Annotated in this window: 19 protein-coding genes; 8 read left to right on the forward strand and 11 right to left on the reverse strand. The window is 59.4% G+C overall.

All coding sequences use genetic code 11. The features are described 5' to 3' along the window. Positions 1 to 21 precede the first annotated feature (21 nt). Both rcsC and gyrA read right to left on the reverse strand, forming a co-directional pair. Positions 22 to 2868: a two-component system sensor histidine kinase RcsC gene (gene rcsC / locus H7R58_RS15385; RefSeq protein WP_106924353.1), complete on the reverse strand. Its 2847-nt coding sequence runs from the start codon at positions 2866 to 2868 to the stop codon at positions 22 to 24. A 125-nt stretch (positions 2869 to 2993) separates the two neighbouring features. Next, on the reverse strand, positions 2994 to 5630 hold the full coding sequence (gene gyrA / locus H7R58_RS15390) for a DNA topoisomerase (ATP-hydrolyzing) subunit A (RefSeq protein WP_182934423.1): 2637 nt from the start codon (positions 5628 to 5630) through the stop codon (positions 2994 to 2996). Positions 5631 to 5791: 161 nt separating this feature from the next. Between gyrA and ubiG the strand changes: the two genes are divergently transcribed. From ubiG to glpC, 7 genes are all read left to right on the forward strand, one after another. Beyond that, positions 5792 to 6520, forward strand: a complete 729-nt coding sequence (gene ubiG / locus H7R58_RS15395) for a bifunctional 2-polyprenyl-6-hydroxyphenol methylase/3-demethylubiquinol 3-O-methyltransferase UbiG (RefSeq protein ID WP_106924351.1) — start codon at positions 5792 to 5794, stop codon at positions 6518 to 6520. A gap of 470 nt (positions 6521 to 6990) precedes the next feature. Then, a complete protein-coding gene (nrdA, locus tag H7R58_RS15400; protein WP_106924350.1) occupies positions 6991 to 9276 on the forward strand; it encodes a class 1a ribonucleoside-diphosphate reductase subunit alpha in 2286 nt (761 codons plus the stop codon). 149 nt (positions 9277 to 9425) lie between these two features. Continuing rightward, complete coding sequence (gene nrdB / locus H7R58_RS15405; protein WP_106924349.1) at positions 9426 to 10556, forward strand: class Ia ribonucleoside-diphosphate reductase subunit beta; 1131 nt, start codon at positions 9426 to 9428, stop codon at positions 10554 to 10556. A 1-nt stretch (position 10557) separates the two neighbouring features. Beyond that, complete coding sequence (yfaE, locus tag H7R58_RS15410) at positions 10558 to 10812, forward strand: class I ribonucleotide reductase maintenance protein YfaE (RefSeq protein WP_106924348.1); 255 nt, start codon at positions 10558 to 10560, stop codon at positions 10810 to 10812. 218 nt (positions 10813 to 11030) lie between these two features. Then, the gene (gene glpA, locus H7R58_RS15415; RefSeq protein ID WP_182930284.1) at positions 11031 to 12659 is read left to right on the forward strand and encodes an anaerobic glycerol-3-phosphate dehydrogenase subunit A; all 1629 of its coding nucleotides are present in this window, start codon (positions 11031 to 11033) and stop codon (positions 12657 to 12659) included. Continuing rightward, positions 12649 to 13908 carry a glycerol-3-phosphate dehydrogenase subunit GlpB gene (gene glpB, locus H7R58_RS15420; RefSeq protein WP_106924346.1) on the forward strand — a complete coding sequence of 420 codons (1260 nt, stop codon included), beginning with the start codon at positions 12649 to 12651 and terminating at the stop codon, positions 13906 to 13908. Before glpA ends, glpB begins: the two co-directional genes overlap by 11 nt. Further along, the gene (gene glpC / locus H7R58_RS15425; RefSeq protein WP_182930283.1) at positions 13905 to 15101 is read left to right on the forward strand and encodes an anaerobic glycerol-3-phosphate dehydrogenase subunit GlpC; all 1197 of its coding nucleotides are present in this window, start codon (positions 13905 to 13907) and stop codon (positions 15099 to 15101) included. Before glpB ends, glpC begins: the two co-directional genes overlap by 4 nt. Before the next feature lie 64 nt (positions 15102 to 15165). Here glpC and H7R58_RS15430 read toward each other — a convergent pair whose 3' ends face one another. The 9 genes from H7R58_RS15430 to H7R58_RS15470 all read right to left on the reverse strand — a co-directional run bounded on the left by H7R58_RS15430 (position 15166) and on the right by H7R58_RS15470 (position 24849). Further along, positions 15166 to 16362 carry a nicotinamide mononucleotide deamidase-related protein YfaY gene (locus H7R58_RS15430; RefSeq protein ID WP_106924344.1) on the reverse strand — a complete coding sequence of 399 codons (1197 nt, stop codon included), beginning with the start codon at positions 16360 to 16362 and terminating at the stop codon, positions 15166 to 15168. A gap of 165 nt (positions 16363 to 16527) precedes the next feature. Further along, positions 16528 to 17070, reverse strand: a complete 543-nt coding sequence (locus H7R58_RS15435) for a YfaZ family outer membrane protein (protein ID WP_106924343.1) — start codon at positions 17068 to 17070, stop codon at positions 16528 to 16530. Positions 17071 to 17244: 174 nt separating this feature from the next. Then, the gene (gene menE / locus H7R58_RS15440; RefSeq protein ID WP_182930282.1) at positions 17245 to 18606 is read right to left on the reverse strand and encodes an o-succinylbenzoate--CoA ligase; all 1362 of its coding nucleotides are present in this window, start codon (positions 18604 to 18606) and stop codon (positions 17245 to 17247) included. After that, positions 18603 to 19568 (reverse strand): o-succinylbenzoate synthase, encoded by a 966-nt coding sequence (menC, locus tag H7R58_RS15445; protein ID WP_106924341.1) that lies wholly within the window; start codon positions 19566 to 19568, stop codon positions 18603 to 18605. The genes menE and menC overlap by 4 nt, the downstream gene beginning before the upstream one ends. After that, positions 19568 to 20425, reverse strand: a complete 858-nt coding sequence (gene menB, locus H7R58_RS15450; RefSeq protein ID WP_106924340.1) for a 1,4-dihydroxy-2-naphthoyl-CoA synthase — start codon at positions 20423 to 20425, stop codon at positions 19568 to 19570. The genes menC and menB overlap by 1 nt, the downstream gene beginning before the upstream one ends. An 8-nt stretch (positions 20426 to 20433) precedes the next feature. After that, entirely contained in the window at positions 20434 to 21201 is a 768-nt protein-coding gene (gene menH / locus H7R58_RS15455) for a 2-succinyl-6-hydroxy-2,4-cyclohexadiene-1-carboxylate synthase (protein ID WP_182930281.1), read from the reverse strand. Beyond that, the gene (menD, locus tag H7R58_RS15460) at positions 21198 to 22868 is read right to left on the reverse strand and encodes a 2-succinyl-5-enolpyruvyl-6-hydroxy-3-cyclohexene-1-carboxylic-acid synthase (protein ID WP_106924338.1); all 1671 of its coding nucleotides are present in this window, start codon (positions 22866 to 22868) and stop codon (positions 21198 to 21200) included. The genes menH and menD overlap by 4 nt, the downstream gene beginning before the upstream one ends. Before the next feature lie 79 nt (positions 22869 to 22947). Continuing rightward, positions 22948 to 24240 carry an isochorismate synthase MenF gene (menF, locus tag H7R58_RS15465; RefSeq protein ID WP_106924337.1) on the reverse strand — a complete coding sequence of 431 codons (1293 nt, stop codon included), beginning with the start codon at positions 24238 to 24240 and terminating at the stop codon, positions 22948 to 22950. A 147-nt stretch (positions 24241 to 24387) separates the two neighbouring features. After that, the gene (locus tag H7R58_RS15470) at positions 24388 to 24849 is read right to left on the reverse strand and encodes a GNAT family N-acetyltransferase (protein WP_182930280.1); all 462 of its coding nucleotides are present in this window, start codon (positions 24847 to 24849) and stop codon (positions 24388 to 24390) included. A 44-nt stretch (positions 24850 to 24893) separates the two neighbouring features. Here H7R58_RS15470 and rbn point away from each other — a divergent pair, with 44 nt between their 5' ends. After that, entirely contained in the window at positions 24894 to 25814 is a 921-nt protein-coding gene (gene rbn, locus H7R58_RS15475) for a ribonuclease BN (RefSeq protein ID WP_106924335.1), read from the forward strand. Positions 25815 to 25838 lie beyond the last annotated feature (24 nt).

Consider the following 25838-nt stretch of genomic DNA (forward strand, 5'->3'; position numbering starts at 1 on the left):
GGCGGCGTTGCCTTATCCGGCCTATTCCCGCGCTTTACGCACCCTTGCGGCATAAACCGTTAATGTCTGTTTGAGCACATCCAGCGTAACCGGCTTCGACAGACAGCTGTCCATGCCCGACTCCAGGCAGCGCTGCTTCTCTTCGGCCAGCGCATTCGCCGTCACGCCCACCACCGGCAGGGTCAGCCCCAGCTGGCGGATGCGCTGCGTCAGACGGTAGCCGTCCATATTCGGCATGTTCACATCGCTCAGCACGATATCAATGTGGTTCTTGCTCAGCACGTTCAGCGCGTCGACGCCATCATTAGCGGTTTTGCATTGATAGCCCAACGATCCCAGCTGATCGGCCAACAGACGGCGGTTGATCGGATGATCGTCGACGACCAGGATCATCATATCGTCGTTGCTGTCCGCCGGCGCTTCATGCGCCGCCTGCAGCTCAGCCGCGTCGCCGGTTTCTACCTTCACGCGATAAATACGGCCCAGCAGGGTCATCAACTCATGCGGCGACACAATACTGTGCACCCACTGCCCGGGCTCGAATTCCTGCGGAATACCGATATGCCGGCGGCAGAAGACGACCGCCGCCCGGCCAGCCCAAGGCTGCGACAGGGTATCATCGGCGATCAGCAGATCGTCCGGCCCCGGCGTCTCGCCGCCATAATTGCGCACGTCGATACCGTGGAAAGAGAGCAGCGTATGAATAAAGTCGGCAAGCGAGGCGTTGCGCACCGCCAGCCAGCAGCGGATCTTCGCCAGCCCGTCAATCTCTAGCGGCATCTGCGGCTGTTCACCGTACAGCGGAATGCGCAGCGTAAACTGGCTACCCATGCCCGGCTCGGTATCAACGGCGATGTCGCCATCCATCATATTGACCAGCTTTTCACAAATCGCCAGCCCCAGCCCCGTGCCCTGGAAATTACGCTGCACGCCGGTACCGACCTGGAAGAACGGGTCAAACAGGCGCACCACCTCTTTACCCGGAATGCCCACGCCGGTATCACGAATGCTGATGCTCAGGTAGTACCCTTCCCGCTTCAGGTGCAATACGATGCAGCCGATGTCGGTGAACTTAATCGCGTTGCTGAGCAGGTTAGAAATAACCTGCTGAAGGCGCATCGGATCGCCCATTAGCTTCATCGGCACGTCTGGTTCGATAAAGCAGTACATCCCGAGCTGCTTTCTGACCACCAGCGGTAGGTAGTTGGCGGTAATATGGTTCATCACCTCTTTAGGCGAGAACTCGCGCGGCTCAATTTTCAGCTGTTCGGATTCAATCTTCGAGAAGTCGAGAATGTCGCTGATGATCTTCAGCAGCAGGCCGGAGGAGTTGTTCATCGCCGTCACCAGACGGTCGACCCCCTTCGGCAGCTCTTTGGTTTGCAGCAGATCGAGGTTACCGATAATCCCGTACAGCGGCGTGCGCAGCTCATGGCTGACCGTCGCCAGGAACATCGATTTTGATTGGCTGGCCTGCTCGGCCGCCTGCGCCATCTCCTGCAGCGACTCTTCCATTTTGACGCGGGAACTCACGTCCACCAGCACGCAGATCGCCACGTTTTCATTACGATAGCGCGAATGCACAAAGCTGATTTGCAGGTTGGTATTGTTGCTGGTCAGCACATCAACGAAGTTGACCTGTTGACCGCAGATGATCTGCGTGAGCCGCTGACGGTCTTCGTGGGTCAGCATGTTCAGATAGTTATGCGCCAGCTCATTACTGAGGATATTCGTACCGTCCTGGGTGCGAAGAATACAAATTCCCACCGGCGCCGAGGCGACAATCTTGCGGTTAAACTGTTCGTGCTCTTCCAGGCGCAGCGCGTCGGACTCCGCGGGTAAGAAGATACGCCGCTCGTACATCCGCGCCATGGTAAACAGCGCAATGCCGGTGAGTACGTTCAGCAACAGCGCGTTGAGCACCAGAATACGAATACGCTCCAGCACGGCGTCCAGCGGCACCGAATAAACGATGCTCAGCGACGACGGCGCCAGCGTCTTTTTCAGCACCAGTTCACGGTAGCCTGCGGTGTAACCAAACCACAGACGCTCCTGCATCCCCCGCGCGCTGATGCGCAGACGGCTGTCCGGCCCGGCCAGTGAGATCAGCGTATTACCGTTTTCATCCAGAATAGACACCCCCATCGGCATACTGCCTGGGGTAAAGAAGTTTTCCGCGCGAATCGTTTGTTCCACGCCCAGCAGCGCCTGCAGACGATTAGCCAGATAGACCGGGGTCAGCGCATAGAAATAGCCCACGCTCTGGCGCGGCCCCTGTCCCACCCAAAACAAGTTGCCGCCGCGATCGTCCTGCGGCGCATTACGGTAATCAACAATCCGCTGGTGCAGCTCTTTCAGCGCTTCGGTGCGCTCAACCGGCATTTCGCGCAGGCCAAAATTGGCCATGCAAAGATTATCGCTGCCCACCAGGAACACGCGGTTAAGATCATAGGCGGCCGAGAAATTTTCGCGCCAGTAGCGCAGGAACCAGGCCAGCGACTCCAGCGGCCCGCGCCAGGTGGTGTCGAGCGCGCCGCAGTCAGAATCGGAGAACAGCGGTTCAAAGTCCGGTACGTCAGAAGTGTCTTTTAATGCGCCGGCCGGCATGACGCCGTTGGCGGCGGTTAAGCGGTTTTCCGCAATGTACTTCAGCTCCTTAATAACATCGGAGGTTCGCTGAAAGTAGCGCTGCGCCTGATCGGAATTAAGGTTAAATTCCTGACGAATTTCCGACTCTTTCTGATGCAGAGCATTCACGATGTAGAACACGGAAATCAGCGCGATAAGCAGCCAAAGCAGCAGCGCCAGAGCCCGAAACAGGTAGCGTGAGACTTTCAGCGTTGTGCGGAAGGAGACAAGATATTTCAAGTTGGCGAAACTCCGCCGTCAATGGCTAACAGGATGTGGTTAAGGTAGCGGGAAAAGGCCTTTGCCGCAATGTTAATGAAAAAAGGGCCGGTATTCACCGGCCCTTTCACTACGATATTTGACGATTACTCGTCAGCGTCGTCCGCTACATCATCTTCGCTGTCGGTTTCCGGCGCGATTTCATCATCACCTTCCGCCACGCTACCGTCGATAGCGTCCAGCTCTTCGTCGTCAACCGGCTCGGCCACGCGCTGCAGGCCCACCACGTTTTCATCTTCCGCAGTACGGATGAGGATAACGCCCTGGGTGTTACGCCCGACCACGCTGACTTCCGACACGCGGGTACGCACCAGCGTACCCGCGTCGGTGATCATCATGATCTGGTCACAGTCGTCGACCTGTACCGCGCCCACCACGGAGCCGTTACGCTCGGTGACTTTGATAGAGATAACGCCCTGCGTCGCACGCGACTTGGTCGGATACTCTTCAGCAGCGGTACGTTTACCGTAGCCGTTCTGAGTGACGGTCAGGATTGCACCTTCGCCGCGCGGAATAATCAGCGATACCACGCTGTCGTTTTCCGCCAGCTTGATACCGCGTACGCCGGTCGCAGTACGGCCCATGGCGCGAACGGCATCTTCTTTAAAGCGCACCACTTTACCGGCGGCGGAGAACAGCATGACTTCATCTTTACCTGCGGTCAGGTCAACGCCAATCAGTTCGTCGCCTTCGTTCAGATTCACCGCGATAATACCGGCGGAACGCGGACGGCTGAACTCGGTCAGCGCCGTTTTCTTCACGGTACCGCTGGCGGTTGCCATAAAGACGTTCACGCCCTCTTCGTACTCGCGCACCGGCAGAATCGCGGTGATACGTTCGTTCGCTTCCAGCGGCAGCAGGTTGACGATCGGACGGCCACGCGCGCCGCGGCTGGCTTCCGGCAACTGATAAACCTTCATCCAGTACAGACGGCCCCGGCTGGAGAAGCACAGGATGGTGTCATGGGTGTTGGCCACCAGCAGACGGTCAATAAAGTCTTCTTCTTTAATACGCGCTGCTGACTTGCCTTTACCGCCACGACGCTGAGCTTCGTAATCGGTTAACGGCTGATATTTGACGTAACCCTGGTGAGACAAGGTCACAACAACATCTTCCTGGCTAATCAGGTCTTCGATATTAATGTCGGCACTGTTGGCGGTGATTTCGGTACGGCGGGCGTCGCCGAACTGTTCGCGAATCAGCTCCAGCTCTTCGCGGATCACTTCCATCAGACGCTCGGCGCTGCCCAGAATGTGCAGCAGTTCAGCAATCTGTTCCAGCAGCTCTTTGTATTCGTCGAGCAGTTTTTCATGCTCAAGGCCGGTCAGTTTCTGCAAACGCAGATCCAGAATCGCCTGCGCCTGCTGTTCAGTCAGGTAGTATTTACCGTCGCGAACGCCAAACTCAGGTTCCAGCCATTCCGGACGCGCGGCGTCGTCGCCCGCACGTTCCAGCATCGCCGCGACGTTGCCCAGTTCCCACGGCTGCGCCACCAGGCCCGCTTTCGCTTCAGCCGGGGTCGGAGCACGACGGATCAGTTCAATGATCGGGTCGATATTCGCCAGCGCAACCGCCAGCGCTTCCAGAATGTGCGCACGATCGCGCGCTTTACGCAGTTCGAAAATGGTACGGCGAGTCACCACTTCACGACGGTGACGCACGAACGCGGCAATAATATCTTTCAGGTTCATGATCTTCGGCTGACCATGGTGCAGCGCAACCATGTTGATACCGAAGGAAACCTGCAGCTGAGTCTGGGAGTAGAGGTTGTTGAGAACCACTTCGCCCACCGCGTCGCGTTTCACTTCAATCACGATGCGCATCCCGTCTTTATCAGACTCGTCGCGCAGCGCGCTGATGCCTTCAACGCGTTTGTCTTTGACCAGCTCGGCGATTTTCTCGATCAGGCGCGCTTTGTTCACCTGATACGGAATTTCGTGCACGATGATGGTTTCACGACCGGTTTTGGCGTCGGCTTCCACTTCCGCGCGCGCGCGGATATACACTTTACCGCGGCCGGTGCGATAGGCTTCTTCAATCCCGCGGCGGCCGTTGATGATGGCGGCAGTCGGGAAATCCGGGCCAGGAATGTGTTCCATCAGGCCTTCGATGGTGATGTCTTCGTTGTCGACATACGCCAGACAGCCGTTGATCACTTCCGTCAGGTTATGCGGCGGAATGTTGGTTGCCATACCTACGGCAATACCGGAAGAACCGTTGACCAGCAGGTTAGGAATTTTGGTCGGCATGACGTCTGGAATTTTTTCCGTACCGTCATAGTTGTCCACAAAGTCTACCGTCTCTTTTTCGAGATCGGCCATCAGCTCATGAGCGATTTTCGCCAGACGGATTTCCGTGTAACGCATTGCCGCCGCGGAGTCGCCGTCGATGGAACCGAAGTTCCCCTGGCCGTCCACCAGCATGTAGCGCAGCGAGAACGGCTGGGCCATACGAACAATGGTGTCATATACCGCAGAGTCGCCGTGCGGGTGGTATTTACCGATCACGTCACCCACGACACGGGCTGATTTTTTATAGGCTTTGTTCCAGTCATTGCCCAATACGTTCATGGCGTAAAGTACGCGACGGTGTACCGGCTTCAGGCCATCTCGGACATCCGGCAGCGCACGGCCAACAATGACCGACATCGCGTAATCCAGATAAGAGTTTTTAAGCTCTTCCTCAATGTTGACCGGTGTAATTTCTCTCGCAAGGTCGCTCATCTAACCGCTATCCCTCTACTGTATTCCCGGATTCAAAGGTCGCAAATTATAACACATTAGCGTAAAGACAGGTAAACCCATTAGCACCTGCCGGACGCTTTATTCGCGCGTCGGTACTGATATACTCGCAGGCAATAATGAAATAAGGAGCAGGAACACCCATGAATGCCGAAAAAGCTGCGGTAGCGCATAACGTTGACCACGAAGAAATCGCCAAATTCGAGGCCGTCGCATCACGCTGGTGGGATCTGGAAGGGGAATTTAAGCCCCTGCACCGCATTAACCCGCTGCGCTTAGGCTACATCGCCGAACGTTCCGGCGGCCTGTTCGGTAAGAAAGTGCTGGACGTTGGCTGCGGCGGCGGCATCCTGGCAGAAAGCATGGCCCGCGAAGGTGCCACGGTGACCGGCCTGGATATGGGCTTTGAGCCGTTACAGGTGGCGAAACTCCACGCGCTGGAAACCGGTATTCAGGTCGAATACGTACAGGAGACAGTAGAAGAACACGCGGCGAAGCACGCCGGGCAATATGACGTCGTCACCTGCATGGAAATGCTGGAACACGTCCCGGACCCACAGTCGGTGGTAAAAGCCTGCGCCCGGTTGGTCAAACCCGGCGGCCAGGTCTTCTTCTCCACGCTCAACCGCAACGGTAAATCCTGGCTGATGGCGGTGGTCGGCGCGGAATACATTCTGCGCATGGTGCCCAAAGGTACGCACGACGTGAAAAAATTCATCAAGCCTGCCGAACTGCTCAGTTGGGTTGATCGGACCGTGCTCAAAGAGCGCCATATGATTGGCCTGCACTACAACCCGATAACCAATAGCTTCAAGCTGGCACCGGGCGTTGATGTTAACTATATGCTGCACACTACCGCCAAAAGCGAGTAAGCCGCTGATGACGCTGGCCCGCAGGCCGGATAAGGCGCAGCGCCGCCATCCGGCGCTGCGCCGACGTTCAACGCCTGATGGCGTTTCGCTTATCAGGCCTGCAAACCTATCGGCCCTACCAATCATTGGTATTGCCACTGCGGCAAAATTGCGCTGCATCATATAGCGCAATTTTCCCCTTCGCCGAAGAAATCAGCACTCGATCAAATTTTCATTTTTTTTTGCGCATTATTGACATCCCCGCCAGCCCTTATGCGCCGTGGACTTCGCGTTTTTCACCCTTTATCAACCTCAATTTAACGTCAAAATCAACCCTTGTACTCAAAAGAATCCAGACTAGAATACTCACCATATAGCGTTTAATTAATCAACGAACCCCTACATGTAGTATTTATCCACAGGTTTTACTACAACCGGCATTGTGGATAAATCAGGGGATATTTTCCTTTTCACGGACAGGTAACAATCACATGAATCAGAGTCTGCTGGTGACGAAGCGTGACGGCCGCACAGAGCGCATTAACCTCGACAAAATTCATCGCGTGCTGGATTGGGCAGCGGAAGGGCTGCATAACGTCTCGATTTCTCAGGTCGAGCTGCGTTCACACATCCAGTTCTACGACGGAATTAAAACATCTGATATTCATGAAACGATTATCAAAGCAGCCGCAGATCTGATCTCCCGCGAAGCACCAGACTACCAGTACCTGGCCGCACGCCTGGCGGTATTCCACCTGCGTAAAAAAGCCTACGGCCAGTTCGAGCCGCCGGCGCTGTTCGACCACGTCAAACACATGGTCAATCTGGGTAAATACGACAATCATCTGCTGGAAGACTATACGGAAGAAGAGTTCAAGCAGATGGACTCGTTTATCGTTCACGACCGTGACATGACCTTCTCCTACGCGGCAGTTAAGCAGCTTGAAGGTAAATACCTGGTACAGAACCGTGTGACCGGCGAAATCTACGAGAGCGCGCAGTTCCTGTATATTCTGGTCGCGGCCTGCCTGTTCTCCAACTACCCGCGTGAAACCCGCCTGAGCTACGTGAAGCGCTTCTACGATGCGGTTTCCACGTTCAAGATTTCTCTGCCTACGCCGATTATGTCCGGCGTACGTACCCCGACCCGTCAGTTCAGCTCCTGCGTCCTGATCGAGTGCGGCGACAGCCTGGATTCCATTAACGCCACCTCCAGCGCGATTGTGAAATACGTTTCCCAGCGCGCCGGTATCGGTATCAACGCCGGTCGCATTCGTGCACTGGGTAGCCCGATTCGCGGCGGTGAAGCGTTCCACACCGGCTGTATTCCGTTCTATAAGCACTTCCAGACGGCGGTAAAATCCTGCTCTCAGGGCGGCGTACGCGGTGGTGCGGCCACCCTGTTCTACCCAATGTGGCACCTGGAAGTCGAAAGCCTGCTGGTCCTGAAAAACAACCGCGGCGTCGAAGGTAACCGCGTGCGTCACATGGACTACGGCGTACAGATCAACAAACTGATGTACACCAGACTGTTGAAAGGTGGCGACATCACGCTGTTCAGCCCATCCGACGTCCCGGGGCTGTATGATGCATTCTTTGCCGACCAGGACGAGTTTGAGCGCCTGTACGTACAATATGAAAACGACGACAGCATCCGCAAACAGCGCGTTAAAGCGGTCGAGCTTTTCTCGCTGATGATGCAGGAACGCGCCTCTACCGGCCGTATCTACATCCAGAACGTTGACCATTGCAACACCCACAGCCCGTTCGATCCGGCTATTGCGCCGGTGCGCCAGTCTAACCTGTGCCTGGAAATCGCGCTGCCGACCAAACCGCTGGACGACGTGAACGACGAAAACGGCGAAATCGCGCTGTGTACGCTGTCCGCGTTCAACCTGGGGGCCATCAACAGCCTCGACGAGCTGGAAGAGCTGGCAATACTGGCAGTGCGCGCGCTGGACGCCCTGCTCGACTACCAGGACTACCCGATCAAAGCCGCAGAGCGCGGTGCGATGGGTCGTCGTACGCTTGGCATTGGCGTTATCAACTACGCCTACTGGCTGGCGAAAAACGGTAAACGTTACTCCGATGGCAGCGCTAACAACCTGACGCACCAGACTTTCGAAGCCATTCAGTACTACCTGCTGAAGGCCTCTAACGAGCTGGCGAAAGAACAAGGCGCCTGCCCGTGGTTCAACGAAACCACCTATGCGCAGGGTATTCTGCCGATCGATACCTATAAGAAAGACCTGGATGCGATTACCAACGAACCGCTGCACCTCGACTGGGAAGCGCTGCGTCAGTCCATTACGACCCACGGCCTGCGTAACTCTACGCTCTCTGCACTGATGCCGTCCGAGACCTCTTCGCAGATCTCCAACGCCACCAACGGCATCGAACCGCCGCGCGGCTACGTGAGCATCAAAGCGTCGAAAGACGGTATTCTGCGCCAGGTCGTGCCGGACTACGAGCATCTGGGTAACGCCTACGAGCTGCTGTGGGAAATGCCGAACAACGACGGCTATCTGCAGCTGGTGGGGATTATGCAGAAGTTTATCGACCAGGCCATTTCCGCCAACACCAACTATGACCCGACGCGCTTCCCGTCAGGCAAAGTACCGATGCAGCAGCTGCTTAAAGACCTGCTGACGGCCTATAAGTTTGGCGTGAAAACCCTGTACTATCAAAACACCCGCGACGGTGCGGAAGATGCTCAGGATGACCTGGTGCCGTCCATTCAGGATGACGGCTGCGAAAGCGGCGCCTGTAAGATCTAATAACGATTGCCGGGCAGCGATACGCTGACCCGGCCTTTGATTTCCGTACCGACGAAAACCTTATTCGGTGTACGGATTTTTTTGCGATGATATTGTAAGCAGGTAAGTAACCGCCATCCGGCATTACTCTCCAGACAGGATTGACATCAATGGCATACACCACTTTTTCACAGACGAAAAACGATCAGCTCAAAGAGCCGATGTTCTTTGGCCAGCCGGTCAACGTGGCACGCTACGACCAGCAGAAATATGACATCTTCGAAAAGCTGATTGAAAAACAGCTCTCCTTCTTCTGGCGTCCGGAAGAAGTGGACGTGTCCCGCGATCGCATCGACTACCAGGCGCTGCCGGAACACGAAAAGCACATTTTCATCAGCAACCTGAAGTATCAGACCCTGCTGGACTCCATTCAGGGCCGTAGCCCGAACGTGGCGCTGCTGCCGCTGATTTCCATTCCTGAGCTGGAAACCTGGGTGGAAACGTGGGCGTTTTCTGAAACCATCCACTCGCGATCTTACACCCACATTATCCGCAACATCGTCAACGATCCGGCGATTGTGTTTGATGACATCGTCACCAACGAACAGATTCAGAAACGCGCAGAAGGCATTTCCAGCTACTATGACGAGCTGATCGAAATGACCAGCTACTGGCATCTGCTGGGCGAAGGCACCCACAGCGTCAACGGCAAAACCGTGACCGTGAACCTGCGCGAGCTGAAAAAGAAACTCTACATCTGCCTGATGAGCGTGAACGCGCTTGAAGCCATCCGCTTCTACGTCAGCTTCGCCTGCTCTTTCGCTTTCGCCGAGCGCGAACTGATGGAAGGCAACGCCAAAATCATCCGCCTGATCGCGCGCGATGAAGCCCTGCACCTGACCGGTACCCAGCACATGCTGAACCTGCTGCGCAGCGGCACCGATGACCCGGAGATGGCGGAGATTGCTGAAGAGTGCAAGCAAGAATGCTACGACCTGTTCGTTCAGGCCGCTCAGCAGGAAAAAGAGTGGGCAGACTACCTGTTCCGCGACGGCTCGATGATTGGCCTGAACAAAGACATTCTGTGCCAGTATGTTGAATACATTACCAACATCCGTATGCAGGCGGTCGGCCTGGATCTACCGTTCCAGACCCGCTCCAACCCGATCCCGTGGATCAACACCTGGCTGGTCTCTGATAACGTACAGGTAGCACCGCAGGAAGTGGAAGTCAGCTCATACCTGGTCGGTCAGATTGACTCGGAAGTTGATACCGACGATCTCAGCAACTTCCAGCTGTAAGATGAGCCGGGTTTTTCTGCGCATCACCGGCACGCGTCTGCTGTGCCAGGATGAACATCCGTCCCTACTGGCGGCGCTGGAGTCCCACAACGTTGAGGTGGAATATCAGTGCCGTGAAGGCTACTGCGGCTCCTGCCGCACGCGGCTGGTATCGGGCCAGGTTGACTGGCTGACCGAGCCGCTGGCCTTTATCCAGCCGGATGAAATTTTGCCCTGCTGCTGCCGGGCAAAAGGCGATATTGAAATCGAGATGTAACGGTTAGTGCACGACATACCTCTTCGCTAATGGCGCCGATAAACGGCGCTTTTTCTTTTCTGCGCCAACACGCCGCCGCGCGCCCAGCCGGCAGAAGTCGACTCAGACCCCAAAATGCGCGATTCTGCTTTCGATTAACGCGCGAATATGTTCGATATCAAACAATTCTCCATAATGATGTGACTTAATGTAATGAAAACGAACATTGAGGACACACTATGGACAGCGCCTCTGTATCTGAATTCGACGTTATTATCATCGGCGGCGGCGCCACCGGCGCCGGGATCGCCCGCGACTGTGCCCTGCGCGGGCTGAAGGCGGCGCTGGTAGAGCGTTTTGATATCGCCACCGGCGCCACTGGACGCAATCACGGTCTGCTGCACAGCGGCGCACGCTACGCGGTGACCGACGGCGAGTCGGCGCGCGAATGCATCAGCGAAAACCAGATCCTGCGCCGGATTGCCCGCCACTGCATTGAGCCCACCAGCGGCCTGTTCATCACGCTGCCGGAAGACGATCTGCACTATCAACGTCCCTTTATCGAGGCCTGTCTGGCCGCCGGTATTCAGGCTGAAGCCATCGACCCGCAGCTCGCCAGGCGCATGGAACCCTCGGTTAACCCGGCGCTGACCGGGGCGGTGCGCGTGCCGGACGGCACCGTCGATCCGTTCCGCCTCACCGCCGCCAACATGCTTGATGCGCGTGAACACGGCGCAACCATCCTGACCGCTCACGAAGTCACGGGGCTTCTCCGCCGCGGCGACCGGGTAGAGGGCGTCAAGCTGGTCGATCGCACCACCGCCGAGCAACGTGAGCTGCGCGCGCCCGTGGTGGTCAACGCCGCCGGGATCTGGGGCCAGCACATCGCCGAATATGCCGATTTACGCATCCGCATGTTTCCGGCCAAAGGCTCGCTGCTGATTTTCGAAAACCGCCTCAACCAGCACGTTATCAACCGCTGCCGCCCTCCTGCCGACGCCGATATTCTGGTACCCGGCGATACCATCTCGCTGATTGGCACGACCTCCACACACATTGACTATCGTGATATCGACCGCTGCCGGGTCACACCTGATGAGGTTGACATTCTGCTGCGAGAAGGCGAGAAGCTGGCGCCCCGTATGGCACATACGCGCATTCTCCGCGCCTACTGCGGCGTACGGCCGCTGGTGGCGAGCGACAACGATCCCAGCGGGCGCAACGTCAGCCGCGGCATTGTCCTGCTGGACCACGCTGAGCGCGATGGGCTGGAAGGCTTTATCACCATTACCGGCGGCAAGCTGATGACCTATCGCCTGATGGCGGAATGGGCCACCGACGCCGTCTGCCGAAAATTGCGCCACAGCCGCCCCTGCTCAACCGCCGACACGCCGCTGCCCGGTTCTCAGGAGACCGCCGAGAAAACGCTGCAGCGCATGATCTCCCTGCCCGCGCCGCTCCGCGGTTCTGCGGTCTATCGGCACGGCGACCGTACCCCGGAGTGGCTCGGCAACAGCCGCCTGCACCGCAGCGTGGTGTGCGAATGCGAAGCCGTCACCGCCGGTGAAGTGCAGTACGCGGTGGAAAATCTGGCGGTCAATAATCTGCTGGATCTGCGTCGCCGTACGCGCGTCGGCATGGGGACCTGCCAGGGAGAACTGTGCGCCTGTCGGGCGAGCGGCCTGCTGCACCGTTATCAGGTGACCACCGCCGCCCAGTCGCTGGCGCAGCTTTCTGACTTTCTTAACGAGCGCTGGAAAGGCGTCCAGCCGATTGCCTGGGGCGATGCGCTGCGCGAAAGTGAACTCACGCGCTGGGTGTACCAGGGTCTGTGTGGCCTGGACAAGGAGGGCAACCATGAGATTTGATAGCGTTATCATCGGCGGCGGGCTCGCCGGACTGCTGTGCGGGCTACGGCTACAGCAAGCAGGGCTACGCTGTGTCATTGTCAGCCGCGGCCAGAGCGCGCTGCATTTCTCCTCCGGGTCGCTGGATCTGCTCGGCGCCCTGCCCGATGGCCAGCGCGTAGACGATCCCGTCAGCGGCCTTATCGCGCTCGCCGAGGCATCACCGCAACACCCTTATGCGCTTCTCGGTGCCGATAACGTGCTGCGCTATGCGCAACATGCGCAAACGCTGCTGGCTTCCTGTGGTCTGAACATGCAGGGCTCCAGCACGCAAACGCACCAGCGCGTAACGCCGCTTGGCACCCTGCGTGATGCCTGGCTCAGCCCGCCGGATATTCCCGTCACACCGCTGCCTACCGGCGCCATTCGCGTGGTCGGCATCAGCGGTTTTCTCGATTTCCAGCCGCACCTCGCGGCGGCCTCTTTGCAGCAACAGGGGCTGACGGCTGATACCGCCGAAATCGATCTCCCCGAGCTGGACGTGCTGCGCGATAACCCAACCGAGTTTCGCGCCGCCAATATCGCCAGGGTGCTGGACGAAAAAGCACACTGGCAGACGCTGTATCAGGCGCTGCTGCCGCTGTGCGAGGGGCACGATGCCTTGCTGCTTCCCGCCGTTTTTGGCCTGCGCGATACCGCGCTATTCGACTGGCTTAACGCCAGCCTGCCCTGCCCGCTATTTTTACTGCCTACGCTGCCGCCTTCGGTGCCCGGTATGCGTTTGCACGCCGCACTACAGCGGCAGTTCGTCAGCCTTGGCGGTATCTGGATGGCGGGGGATGAAGTCGTGCGCGTCAGCCACGCTGACGGTAACGTTGACGCCGTCTGGACGCGTAACCACGGCGATATTCCGCTGCGCCCACGCTACGCCGTACTGGCCAGCGGCAGCTTTTTCAGCAACGGGCTGATCGCCGGGCGCGAGGGTATCCGCGAATCGATTTTGGGGCTGGATATCCAGCAACCCACGCCGCGCGCGGCGTGGTATCACGATAATTTCTTCGCGCCGCAGCCGTGGCAACAGTCCGGCGTCATCGTGGATGACGCCCTGCGCCCGGCGCAACGTGGCGTCACCTTTACTAATCTGTTTGCCATCGGTTCCGTTCTGGGCGGCTATGATCCTATTGCCCAAGGGTGCGGCGGCGGCGTCTGCGCGGCCACCGCCCTGCACGCTGCGGAGCGGATTATCGCGGCGGTGGGAGGCCAACCATGAGCCAGAACAGCTTTGAAAACTGCATCAAATGTACCGTCTGCACCACCGTCTGCCCGGTGAGCCGCGTCAACCCACGCTACCCCGGGCCAAAACAGGCCGGGCCGGACGGCGAACGGCTGCGGCGCAAAGACAGCCGCCTCTACGACGACGCGCTGAAATACTGTATTAACTGCAAGCGCTGTGAAGTGGCCTGCCCTTCCGACGTGAAAATCGGCGATATTATTCAGCGCGCCCGCGCCGACTACGGTCAGCAAAAGCCGGGAGTGCGTGACGCAATCCTCAGCCATACCGATCTGATGGGCAGCCTGTCGACGCCGTTTGCGCCGCTGGTTAACGCCGCCACCGGCCTCAAACCGGTACGTCAGCTGCTGGACACCGCGCTGAAAATCGACCACCGCCGCAGCCTGCCTAAATACGCCTTCGGCACCTTTCGCCGTCGCTACCGGCACATTGCCGAACGGCAGACGCAGTTCGCCGAGCAGGTGGCATTTTTTCACGGCTGCTACGTTAACTACAACCACCCGCAGCTGGGGCTCGATCTGATTACCGTTCTCAACGCCATGGGCGTAGGCGTGCAGCTATTAAGCAAAGAGAAATGCTGCGGGGTGCCGCTGATTGCTAACGGCTTCTTCGACAAAGCGCGGCAACAGGCGCAAAGCAACGTGGCGTCGCTACGCGAAGCCATTGAAGACAAGCAACTGCCGGTGTTAGCGACCTCGTCGACCTGCACCTTTACGCTGCGCGATGAGTATCCGCATCTGTTAAATGTCGATAACCACGGGCTCCGTGAGAGCATTGAGCTCGCAACGCGCTGGCTATGGCGAAAATTGGACGAGGGCGCCGCGCTGGCATTAAAGCCGCTGCCGCTTAAGGTGGTGTATCACACGCCGTGCCACATGGAGAAAATGGGCTGGTCGCTGTATACGCTGGAACTGCTGCGCCGTATCCCGGGTCTGGAGCTGCAGGTTCTCGAATCGCAATGCTGCGGCATCGCCGGAACCTACGGCTTCAAAAGTGAGAACTACCCTACCTCACAGGCGATAGGCGCGCCGCTGTTCGCACAAATTGAAGCCAGCGGCGCCGATCTGGTGGTGACGGATTGCGAAACCTGCAAATGGCAGATTGAGATGTCCACCAGCAAGCGCTGTGAACATCCCATCACCCTGCTGGCGCAGGCGATTTCGCGTGATTGAGCCTGGTGCCCGCGATGTGCCGGGTGGCGCTGCGCTTACCCGGCCTGCATTCCGCATCCGACGTCTAGAGTACCAGCGAATCGACGACGTTAATCCAGCCGTGCTCGCTGGCAACCGGTTTGCCGTGCAGCCAGCGGCGCAGCATGTTCAGCGCCATCATGGCGCACACTTCCTGGCGTATCGCTAAACCGTGTCGCGTATTGCTGAACTTCACCTGCAGCGCGTGGGTGCCTTCCGCCGTCGAGAGCGCAAAATTAATGTGCTCGCTCTCCAGTCCGCTGACCGCCAGAGCCAGCCCGGCAAAGTGATTAACGCGGCGCTCGGCGGCCCAGCGCGCGGTCTGCGCCAGGGTTTCATCCTGCGGCGGCACCACTTCACTGGCCAGCAGCGGCGCATCGGCGCGGGAGAGCTGTAGCGCAATCAGCCCGCTGGTGAACTGCTCGCTCAGCGTCAGGCTCAGCTGTTTTTCTTTCAGCACGCGGGCCAACTGCGCGGGCAGCCCCTCGGTACCTTCAAAAATCAGGCTTTCCCCGGCCACTTTCTGTACCTCTGGCCACAGTGCCAGCATCGCCTCGCGATGCTCCGACGGGCCGGTCAGCTTCAGTTCAATAATCGGCATGGAAGAGCGGTAGCCCATCGTCACGCCCGGCGGCAAATCAAGATGCTGCAAACTTTGGGCGAGGTCGCTTTCCGAGCGGCCAAAGGTGGTGAGTCGTAGACACACCGGCGGCTCACCAACCGGGTAACGCTGGCGGATGCGCGGCAGAATTTCACGTTCCACCATGACTTTAAATTCCGACGGCACGCCCGGCGTGAAGAACATAAGACAGCGGTTGAGCTTCACGGCGAAGCCGCAGGCGGTGCCCACCGGGTTATCAATCAGCTCCGCGCTGGCCGGGATTTCCGCCTGCTTGCGGTTGCTGGGTGCCATCACGCGGCCGCGCTCGCTGAAAAATCGCTCCATAAACGCCAGCCACTCTTCATGCATAACCAGCGATTCCCCTTTGGCGGTCGCCGCCGCCAGCGCGCTGAGATCGTCGCTGGTCGGCCCCAGACCACCGTTCACGATGAGAATATCAGCCTGCGTGCTGCGTTCGCGCAGAATCGCCACCAGATCATCCAGGTTATCGCCTACGGTATTGCGGCGGGACAGCGGAATACCCTGCTGGAAACAAAAATCAGCCAGCCAGGCCGCATTCGTATCGACGATCTGTCCCGATAAGACTTCGTCACCGGTGGACAGCATCTCAACCGTTATCATCACTTTCTCCATTAAAAAGAGGACGATTAACTATACACAAAATCATTCGAGTTACATCACAAAACGCGCCTGCGTTTTGACCTGAAGGGGGAGAAGTGAATCACGCAAACGGAGGATTTAAGAGGGAAAAAAGGGGCGCAGCGGTAGCCGCTGCGCCGGGGAGGATCAGAACGCTGCGCTTACGCCGACGTACGGGCCATCGGCCACGGCGTTGTCGCGGTTGCCGTCTTTGCCGGCAAGGTTCAGGTAGCGATAGCCTGCTTCGATGCTGATCGGGCGCATCAGGGTGTATCGCGCGCCGGCGTTCGCTTCGGTATAGCTGTCGATACCGCTGGACAGCGAGTCCGGAGAATAATAGTACTCGCCGAACAGACGCAGGCTGTCGCCGATTTTCCACTGCAGGCCGCCGCCCACCGCTGCCGCATAGCCGGAATCGCCCGCTTTCGGATCGGTGTAAATACCTTTACCGCCCACGGTTGCCAGGAACGGACCCAGCGGGATATTCAGCCCCAGGCCCAAACCGGCGACATCACCGTCGTCATCGTTGTGCGTCCAGTTACCGGTTAACGCCAGGCCCGACGTTTCGGTGCCCATGCCAAAACCCAGGTTGGTATATTCTTTACCCGCCTGGCCGCTAATACTGATAGCACTCGCTGACGCAGAGACAAACATCAGCCCCGCCAGACTCAATAACACGCTCTTTTTCATCTTCATCCTTTCACGCAAAGCAAAAATAAATCCCACAAACCGCTGAATTGTACTGCGTTAAACCGCGGTTTCAATCTACGAAATAGGCAATAATCGCCGCGATTGTAACGAATTACGACTCATACATCCGCAAAAATAATGAATTAAATTAACAAAATAAACACAGGATATGATTTATGCGGCAAACTGCGCGGCAACCCAGAGACTGAGCTGATGACGAGAAACTTTTATCCCGCTCCCTTTCATCGTTTCGGGCAGCCGTAGCCAGCGGCAGGGCTGCTGAAAACCGGCCAGTTTATCTTTGGCCCATGCGGCCAGCGCAGGCAAGTCCAGCGCGGCTTCACCGTCCACTACCGCCACCGGACGCTGGCCAAACTCGGCGTCGTCCACCGGCACGATAAACACCTGATTGACCGCTGGGTGCTGGGCAATAACGCGCTCAACCGCTTCCGGCTGAACACCTTCACCGCCGCTGAAAAACAGGTTATCCAGCCGTCCTATTACCCGCAGGCGGCCATCATGCAGCTCACCGCGGTCGCGAGTCGCGAACCACCCCTCGGCATTAACCAGCGGCACGAGCGCACCGTCACGCCAGTAGCCCGCCGCCATGCTGGTCGCACGGAGCCAGATTTCGCCCTCAACCAGCCGCATCTCGCGGCCGGGCAGCGGCGTACCCACGTCATCGCCGCCGTTGGCCTCGCGGGCACAAACGGTCGACGCAAACTCGGTCAGGCCGTAGCCGCAGAAGGTGCGGATCCCCCGAGCGGCTGCCTGTTCCGTCAACGCCGCAGGAATCGCCGCGCCGCCTAATAACACCGCCTTGAGCGAGAGCGGCTGCCGGTCGTTAAACAGCCGCCACAGCTGCGTAGGCACCAGAGAAGCATGCGTGCAGCCTGACAGCGCATCGGCCAGCGGGCGTTCACTCACCGCCATCTGCGCACCGGCAAACAGCCAGCGCCAGAAGATCCCCTGCCCGGACACGTGGAACAACGGCAGCGACAGCAGCCAGCAATCGCCTTCGCTAAACGGCATCAGGCTCAGCACGCCTTCCGCACTCGCCAGATGCGCGGCGCAGCGGTGAACCGCCGCTTTTGGCAGCCCGGTCGAGCCGGAGGTCAGCGTCATGGAGGCCAGCCGTTCAGCCTGCCAGCCAACATCGTGGTACTGGCGCGCGCTACGCAGCCGCAGCACAGGCAAATCGTAGTGCGCCTCGCCGTCGAGATTAAGCACATGGCTGAGGGTCAGCCCCGGCAGCAGTTCACTGACCAGAGACGCGGGCAGACGCGGGTTGAGCGGTAAAATGCGGGCGCCGCACTGGAGCAGCGCCAGCCAGGCCAGCACCGCCTGAGGATGGTTGCGGGCGCACAGCGCCACGCCGTCCCCTGCCCTGACGCCCTGTGCCTGCAAACCGGCGGCCAGCGAGTCAACGCGCTGGCACAGCGTGGACCAGCTCAGCGTCTCGTCATCAAAACGCAGCGCCGCCGCCGCGCCGCGCTGCGCGCACCAGTGACGCCACGGCCAGTTTGTGAAGGTCACAGCAGCGGCTCCATATCCTCAATCGCACCGCACGGCAGCGCGCTGTGCGGCCAGCAGCGAATCAGCTGGGTCTGCATCAAATCCAGCGTATCGAGACCCGGTACGGTCTGCGGCGTCAGCCAGGCCGCGATACGCGCCAGCTGCGTGAGGCCAAGGCTGGACTCCAGCGAAGAGCTGATAACCGCCGTCAGGCCCAGCGCATGGGCGGCCGCCACCTGCGCTTTCACCCGCGCCAGGCTGCCGGTCAGCGTCGGTTTAATCACCACCGCCCGCAGCCCCGGCTCGGCTTCAAAGCGAAAATCCGCCTCGCGCAGGCTTTCATCCCAGGCAATGGCGATGCCGGTTTCCTGCGCAAAGGCGCGCGAATCCTCGCGGGTTTTACACGGCTCTTCAAGAAAAGCGATGCGCGCGCGATGCGCCGGGTCAACGTATTTAGCGAACTGCTGCGCCTTCAGCGGCGTCCAGGCGCGATTGGCGTCAAGACGCAGCGTCAGCTCCGGAATGGCTTCCAGCAGCAGATTCACCACCATGCCATCGCGAACCGCTTCGTACAGACCCACTTTCACTTTGGCGACTTTCTCACCAGGCATCTCAGCAAGCTTGAGCACCAGTTCATCAGGGTCGCCGGTACACAGCGGCGCGGCGCGAAAATCCGCTTCCTGCGGCAGTTCATCGTTGATTTCGGCCAGTGCGCAACTGATACCAAACGCCACGGAGGGCATCTCAGGCAGCGGCGCGGCGTCATCCTGACGCCACGCGTTTGTCCAGGCCAGCAGCGCCGACTGTGCGTCGTCCAGCGTTTCGTGGCTGAACCCCGGCAGCGGGGACACTTCGCCCCAGCCGTCACGCTCGCCGTCACGCAGGTAGACGAACAGCCCGTCGCGGGTTTTCAGCCGCCGCTCGCGCAGAACCACGCCCGCGTCCATCGGGATCTGCCAGCGGTAAACCTGGGCGCGACGCATTACGGGTTCCGTTTAAATTTGCTGAAGTCAGGCTGGCGTTTCTGGTTGAAGGCGTTACGACCTTCCTGACCTTCTTCGGTCATATAGAACAGCATAGTGGCGTTGCCCGCCAGCTCCTGCAGACCCGCCTGACCGTCACAGTCGGCATTCAACGCGGCTTTCAGGCAGCGCAGCGCCATCGGGCTGTTTTGCAGCATTTCGCGACACCAGCGAACGGTTTCTTTTTCCAGATCCGCCAGCGGTACCACGGTGTTCACCAGGCCCATATCCAGCGCCGCTTTGGCGTCGTACTGGCGGCACAGGAACCAGATTTCACGCGCTTTTTTCTGACCCACGATGCGCGCCATGTAAGAAGCGCCCCAGCCGCCGTCAAAGGAACCGACTTTCGGGCCGGTCTGGCCGAAGATGGCGTTATCGGCCGCAATGGTCAGGTCGCACATCATGTGCAGCACATGGCCGCCGCCGATGGAGTAACCCGCCACCATCGCCACAACCGGTTTCGGGCAGGTGCGGATCTGGCGCTGGAAGTCGAGCACGTTCAGGTGATGTACGCCGCTGTCGTCCTGGTAGCCGCCGTAGTCGCCGCGCACCTTCTGGTCACCGCCGGCACAGAAAGCTTTATCGCCTTCGCCGGTTAAGATAATCACGCCAATATTGTCGTCATAGCGCGCATCGGCCAGCGCCTGGATCATCTCTTTCACCGTCAGCGGGCGAAACGCGTTGCGTACCTGCGGGCGGTTAATGGTGATTTTGGCAATGCCGTCAGCGGATTTTTGATAGCGAATGTCGGTAAAACCTTCGGAACAGTCGTGCCATTCGGCCGGGGCGTACAGCATAGCTTCATCAGGATAAATCATAGCGAGTCCTATAAGTTAGCAGGCAAAATCTGCGCCAGACACGCCGCCACGTCCGCGGGATTTTCCCGGTGTGCGTTGTGTCCGGCATCACGAATAATATGGCAAGGCCGCGCAAGCGATTCGGCAATAGCACGAAACTTACGATCGCGTTCGCCACAAAGAAAGTGGAATGGGAAAGCGCAGGTTTGCAGCGCAGGCCGCAAATCGTCCTGCACCGCCAGCGAGGTGGCCAGCAGCATTGCCGCCAGCGCCACGCCGTTGTTTTCTTGTCGCAGCGCCACCAGAGCGTCGCGCTGTACGGCGGTCAGGCTGGCAAACACCGGCTGCTGATACCAGGCGTTAAACACCGTCGCCAGCGGCTGCTGGGCAAAGCGTTTCGCCCACCGCTGGTCGTTTTTCCAGCGTTCGGCGCGCTCGGCATCATCGGCGAGCCCGGGATGACCGCCTTCGACGATGACGCCTGCCAGGCCTGTCGGCTGCGAACAGCAGGCATAGTGCATCGCCACCCGGCCGCCCAGCGAGTACCCTACCAGCCAGTAGTTGAGTATGTTGTAACTCAGCAGCGTTGCCGTGAGCCATTTGTCCATGTCAGCGAAACCGCCTATCTGCACATTGTCCGAGCCGCCGTGTCCGGGAAGGTCAATATACAGGCGGTTTAGCGCGCTGAAGCGCTCACCCACAGAACGCCATTCGTGGCGATCGCCAGAAAAACCGTGCAAAAAGACCAGCCACGGCTGCGCGGGGTCGCCACGCTCGGCGACGGCATGGAGGATCATAGTTGGCTCACCTGCGCCAGTAGCTGCTGTAGCGTTTGTGCCCCGTCGGTGTCGTTCACCACCAGTTCAATCACCGTCGTCGCCGGTGCGCGCCAGGCCGCGCCGAGCGCCGACTCCAGCTCACTCCAGCTCTGCGGCTGATGGTAGTTCAGACCAAACATTTTCGCCGCGTGTTCAAAATGAACGTTCTGCGGCATAGCGTAAAAGCGCTCGCGCTCTTCCACCGGCGTGGGGAGCAGGGAGAAAATCTGCCCGCCGTTGTTGTTCACCACAATCAGTACCATCGGCGCCGAGACCTGGCGCAGCAGCGCCAGACCGTTAAGATCGTACAACGCGGAAAGATCGCCGACGATCGCCAGCGTTGGCCGCGCGCTGGCTCGCTGCACGCCCGCAGCCGTGGAAATCAGCCCATCGATACCGCTGGCGCCGCGATTGCTGTAGACCGGGTATCCCGCGGGCAGCTGGCCTAAAGCGTCAATCAGGCGCACCACGAGACTGTTGCCGACAAACAGCTGCCCCTGTTGCGGAAGATAACGATGAATACGGTGCGCCAGCTGCGCCTCGCCGAAGCGGTCGCCGTGCGCGGCAACCGTCTGCCAGGCCTGCGCGGAGATAGCAGGAATCACGGTGGCCCACGGCGCGCGTTTTTCCGCCGGATGCTGTTCCAGCCAGCGCTCAATGTTGCATACCAGACGACGCCCGCGATGGTGCGCCGGATCCAGACGGCCCGTAAGCGAGTCCACCAGCCAGTACTCGTCAGGCTCGCAGGCAAGCTGCCATTGCAGTACGCGTTTACCGGTCAGGCTGCTGCCGATTTGCACCACGATCTGCGCCTGACGCAGCTCGTTCACCGCCGCCGGGTTGCCCAGCCAGAGATCGGCGCAGGGCAGCGGCTGCCCGGTTTGCGACAGCACGTCGCCAATCAGCGGCCAGCCCAGGGTTTTCGCCCACTCGGCCACCTGCTTGCCTTCTTCGGCGCTCATGCGCCCGGCCACCACCACACCGCGCTTCTGTCGCCAGAAGAACCAGTCGCGCTGGGCCGCGCTTTCCTGATGCAGCGCCTCGCGCAGCCAGGGTTTTTCCCCCTGCCACCAGTTTCCCAGCGCCTGCTGCCAGGCAAGGCCGGTTTCATCCATGTCGCCGTACAGCGGCTCGGCAAACGGGCAGTTAATATGCACGCCGCCGGCGTGTAGCGCTCCCAGCGCATCGTCAACCACCGATACCAGCCAGCGAGCCGGGATGTCCTGACTCGGGCGCGGCAGCGAAACGGTATGCGACGGGTGCGAGGCAAACATCCCCGGCTGGCGAATAGCCTGATTTGCGCCGCAGTCAATCAGCTCCGGCGGGCGGTCGGCGGTCAGCAGAATAATTTTTTCACCGGTCAGGCCCGCTTCAATCAGCGCCGGATAGAGGTTCGCCACGGCAGTCCCCGAGGTGACGATCACCGCGACCGGCGCTCGGCTCACCTTCGCCAGCCCCAGCGCCAGGTGCCCAAGGCCGCGTTCATCGAAATGGGTATGATGGATAAAGGCGCGGTTTTCCGCCGCCGCCAGGGTGAGCGGTGTTGAACGTGACCCGGGCGCGATGCAAACGTGCCGCACGCCGTGACGGGTTAATGCTTCCAGAATCACCGCCGCCCAGCGTCGGTTAAATGCGCTTACTGACATGAAATTGTCCGGTATCAAAGATTGCGGCTCAGTATAAATACTACGACAACGTAGGATTTTGATATGAGTCGGTAATGTTCTATTCAGAGAACAACAATGAGCGCAGCCCTGCCGCTTTATTTTCGATTTCCTGCCACTCCTGCTCCGGGTCGGAACCGTCGACAATCCCGGCACCTGCGTACAGGCGTACCGTTCGGTCTTCAACTTTCGCCGATCGCAGCGTGACGCAAAATTCGCTCTGCTGACGAGAAAGATAGCCCGCGGAGCCCGCGTACGCTTCACGGGTAAACGGCTCAAAGCGCTCAATAAACGCCAGCGCTGCCGCGCGCGGCAGCCCGGCAACCGCCGCCGTTGGCTGGAGCTGCAGCAAACACAGCGCGTCGTCCGGCCGCGTGAGCGTCGCCTGGATGCGGCGACGTAAATGCTGCACCTTGCGCAGGCGTACAATTTCGGCAGGCAACACGTCCAGCGCTTGCGTTACGTCCTGCAAACGCTGGCAGATATCGTCAACGACCAGGCCGTTTTCGCGCTGATTTTTATCGTCGCGCATCAGCCAGTCGCCGAGCCGCTGCGCCACCGTCGGGTCGTCGTGCGCCGCCACGGTACCGGCCAGCGCCTCGGTCAGCAGATCAACGCCGCGCCGACGGAACAGGCGCTCCGGCGACGAGCCGAGAAACGCCCGCCGCGCATCAAACGCCATAAAGAAATGATAGCAAGAGAAATTGACCCGGCGACTTGCCGCCATCAGCGCCCCCGCGTCCGGCGCATGGGTGAAGGTGAGATCCGTGGCCCGGGCCAGTACCACTTTGGTAAACTCGCCGTGACGAATCGCCTCGGTCGCCTGCGAAATCAGCCGGCACCAGCCCTCTTTACCCGGGCGATGGGTTTCGCTCTCCTGACGCAGGGTTAAGGCCGCGCTCGCGTGGTGGTCCGTGAGCAATGCCAGGCACGCCCGCGCCAGCGCCGCATCCTGCGCCAGCGAGACGTCGCTGCACACATTCAGTCGCAGCACCGCCCGTCCCGCTTCGCGCCGCCACTCCAGGCGGGGTAAAAACAGCGAGCCCTCGGTCGGCGTGAAGGCGTTAATGCCGCAAACGCGCACATCGTCACGCGCCTGCATCGCCAGAAAATCATTGGCCTGAGTCAGCGAGGAGAAGACGCGTACCGCGCCCAGCGCGGCGATCTCTTCTTTGCCGCTGCGCTGCTGCCAGTAAAACTGCGGCCAGACCGCCTGACCATTGAGCCAGGCGAGCGGATCGAAGGCATCGTTCAGGGGGAAAGCGACTTCAAGGATTCGCGTGCCGGGCAACGCGGGAAAATCGTCTGCCAGACGCGCTGACAGGCTTTGTAGCGCCGCTAAGATTGACAGCACGCAAACCTCCCTATCATAAAAACCACATAGTATAAGGGGTACTACCCATAAATTGCAGTACCCACGATTAGGGAGCGGGCGGGTATCAAGGCAATATCGCACTGAAAAGCAACGGACTTTGCCTTTTACTATAGCGGGAATTGGCGGCTATGCGCGGGTCACCTCACGCGCCATACCGACGTGCGGAATGCCGTCTTCGTCATACACATCGGTGACGGCGACAAAACCAAACTGAGCGTAAAAGTCACGCAGGTGTGCCTGGGCACCGAGATACAGCGCGCGCTGCGGCCAGCGTTGCAGGCAAGTGTCGACGGCGCGGGCCATCAGTTGATGCCCCAGCCGCTCGCCGCGAACGTCAGCACTGACGATCACCCGGCCGACAGTCACCGGTTCGAGCGTTTCTTCACTCACCAGAATGCGCGCGTAGGCCACCAGCCTGTCGTCCTTCCAGCCCAGCAGATGGCGGTTCTCGCCGACCAGATCGTCGCCGTCGACATCAAGATACGGGCAGGTTTGCTCCACCACAAACACTTCACAACGCAGCTTTAGCAGCGCATACAGCGCCGGGACGGTTAATTCAGAATGGTGCAAATCTTGCCAGCAAATCATGGTAGGCTCCTTAGACCTTTTTTTACCGCCAGGGGCGCGGCGCTATGCAATTGACTTTTTTAGGCACTTCCGCGGGTGTGCCAACGCGTACTCGCAACGTAACAGCAATGCTGCTGAATCTGCAACACCCCACGCAGCCGGGACTGTGGCTTTTCGACTGCGGCGAAGGAACCCAGCACCAGTTGCTGCATACGGCGTTCAACCCGGGAAAAATTGAGCGGATTTTTATCAGCCACCTGCACGGCGATCATCTTTTCGGCCTGCCAGGGCTGATTTGCAGCCGCTCGATGGCCGGTAGCGCCCAGCCGCTGACGCTATATGGCCCGAAAGGGCTCGCTGAGTTTGTCGACGCTACGCTGCGGCTAAGCGGCTCATGGACCGATTTCCCGTTGGACGTGGTGGAAATCAGCGCCGGTGAGATTCTGGACGATGGTCTGCGCAAAGTGACCGCCTACCCGCTCAATCATCCGGTCGAGTGCTACGGCTTTCGCGTGGAAGAGCACGACAAGCCCGGCGCGCTGGACGCCAGGCGGCTGATTGCCGACGGCGTGCCCTCCGGCCCGCTGTTCCAGAAGCTTAAAGCGGGCGAACGCGTCACGCTGGCAGACGGCCGGATTATCGACGGCGCCCATTATCTTGCGCCGGCAACACCCGGCAAGAAAATCGCTATTTTTGGCGATACCGCCCCCTGCGATGCGGCGCTGGCGCTGGCCCGTGACGTCGATCTGATGGTTCATGAAGCCACGCTGGAGGCCGCGATGGCGGAAAAAGCCAATAGTCGCGGCCATTCGTCGAGTGAACAAACCGCACAGCTGGCGCGAGCGGCTAACGCCAAACGGCTGATCGTCACTCACGTCAGCTCGCGATACGATGCCGAAGGCTGCCGCCGCCTGCTGGCCGAGTGCCGACATATTTTCCCGGACTGCGAGCTGGCCGACGATTTCGCCACCTTCACGCTGGCATAACGTTTTGTCTCACGGTGCCGATAA

The sequence above is a fragment of the Klebsiella sp. WP4-W18-ESBL-05 genome (assembly GCF_014169075.1).
In the GTDB taxonomy this organism is placed as follows: Bacteria; Pseudomonadota; Gammaproteobacteria; order Enterobacterales; family Enterobacteriaceae; genus Kluyvera; species Kluyvera ascorbata_B.

What these genes read in the sequence shown, in the direction of transcription:
- gyrA (WP_182934423.1), bottom strand. Translation starts at nt 5,630, where the DNA reads ATGAGCGACCTTGCGAGAGAAATTACACCGGTCAACATTGAGGAAGAG.
- ubiG (WP_106924351.1), top strand. Translation starts at nt 5,792, where the DNA reads ATGAATGCCGAAAAAGCTGCGGTAGCGCATAACGTTGACCACGAAGAA.
- nrdA (WP_106924350.1), top strand. Translation starts at nt 6,991, where the DNA reads ATGAATCAGAGTCTGCTGGTGACGAAGCGTGACGGCCGCACAGAGCGC.
- nrdB (WP_106924349.1), top strand. Translation starts at nt 9,426, where the DNA reads ATGGCATACACCACTTTTTCACAGACGAAAAACGATCAGCTCAAAGAG.
- yfaE (WP_106924348.1), top strand. Translation starts at nt 10,558, where the DNA reads ATGAGCCGGGTTTTTCTGCGCATCACCGGCACGCGTCTGCTGTGCCAG.
- glpA (WP_182930284.1), top strand. Translation starts at nt 11,031, where the DNA reads ATGGACAGCGCCTCTGTATCTGAATTCGACGTTATTATCATCGGCGGC.
- glpB (WP_106924346.1), top strand. Translation starts at nt 12,649, where the DNA reads ATGAGATTTGATAGCGTTATCATCGGCGGCGGGCTCGCCGGACTGCTG.
- glpC (WP_182930283.1), top strand. Translation starts at nt 13,905, where the DNA reads ATGAGCCAGAACAGCTTTGAAAACTGCATCAAATGTACCGTCTGCACC.
- H7R58_RS15430 (WP_106924344.1), bottom strand. Translation starts at nt 16,362, where the DNA reads ATGATAACGGTTGAGATGCTGTCCACCGGTGACGAAGTCTTATCGGGA.
- H7R58_RS15435 (WP_106924343.1), bottom strand. Translation starts at nt 17,070, where the DNA reads ATGAAAAAGAGCGTGTTATTGAGTCTGGCGGGGCTGATGTTTGTCTCT.
- menC (WP_106924341.1), bottom strand. Translation starts at nt 19,568, where the DNA reads ATGCGTCGCGCCCAGGTTTACCGCTGGCAGATCCCGATGGACGCGGGC.
- menB (WP_106924340.1), bottom strand. Translation starts at nt 20,425, where the DNA reads ATGATTTATCCTGATGAAGCTATGCTGTACGCCCCGGCCGAATGGCAC.
- menH (WP_182930281.1), bottom strand. Translation starts at nt 21,201, where the DNA reads ATGATCCTCCATGCCGTCGCCGAGCGTGGCGACCCCGCGCAGCCGTGG.
- menD (WP_106924338.1), bottom strand. Translation starts at nt 22,868, where the DNA reads ATGTCAGTAAGCGCATTTAACCGACGCTGGGCGGCGGTGATTCTGGAA.
- H7R58_RS15470 (WP_182930280.1), bottom strand. Translation starts at nt 24,849, where the DNA reads ATGATTTGCTGGCAAGATTTGCACCATTCTGAATTAACCGTCCCGGCG.
- rbn (WP_106924335.1), top strand. Translation starts at nt 24,894, where the DNA reads ATGCAATTGACTTTTTTAGGCACTTCCGCGGGTGTGCCAACGCGTACT.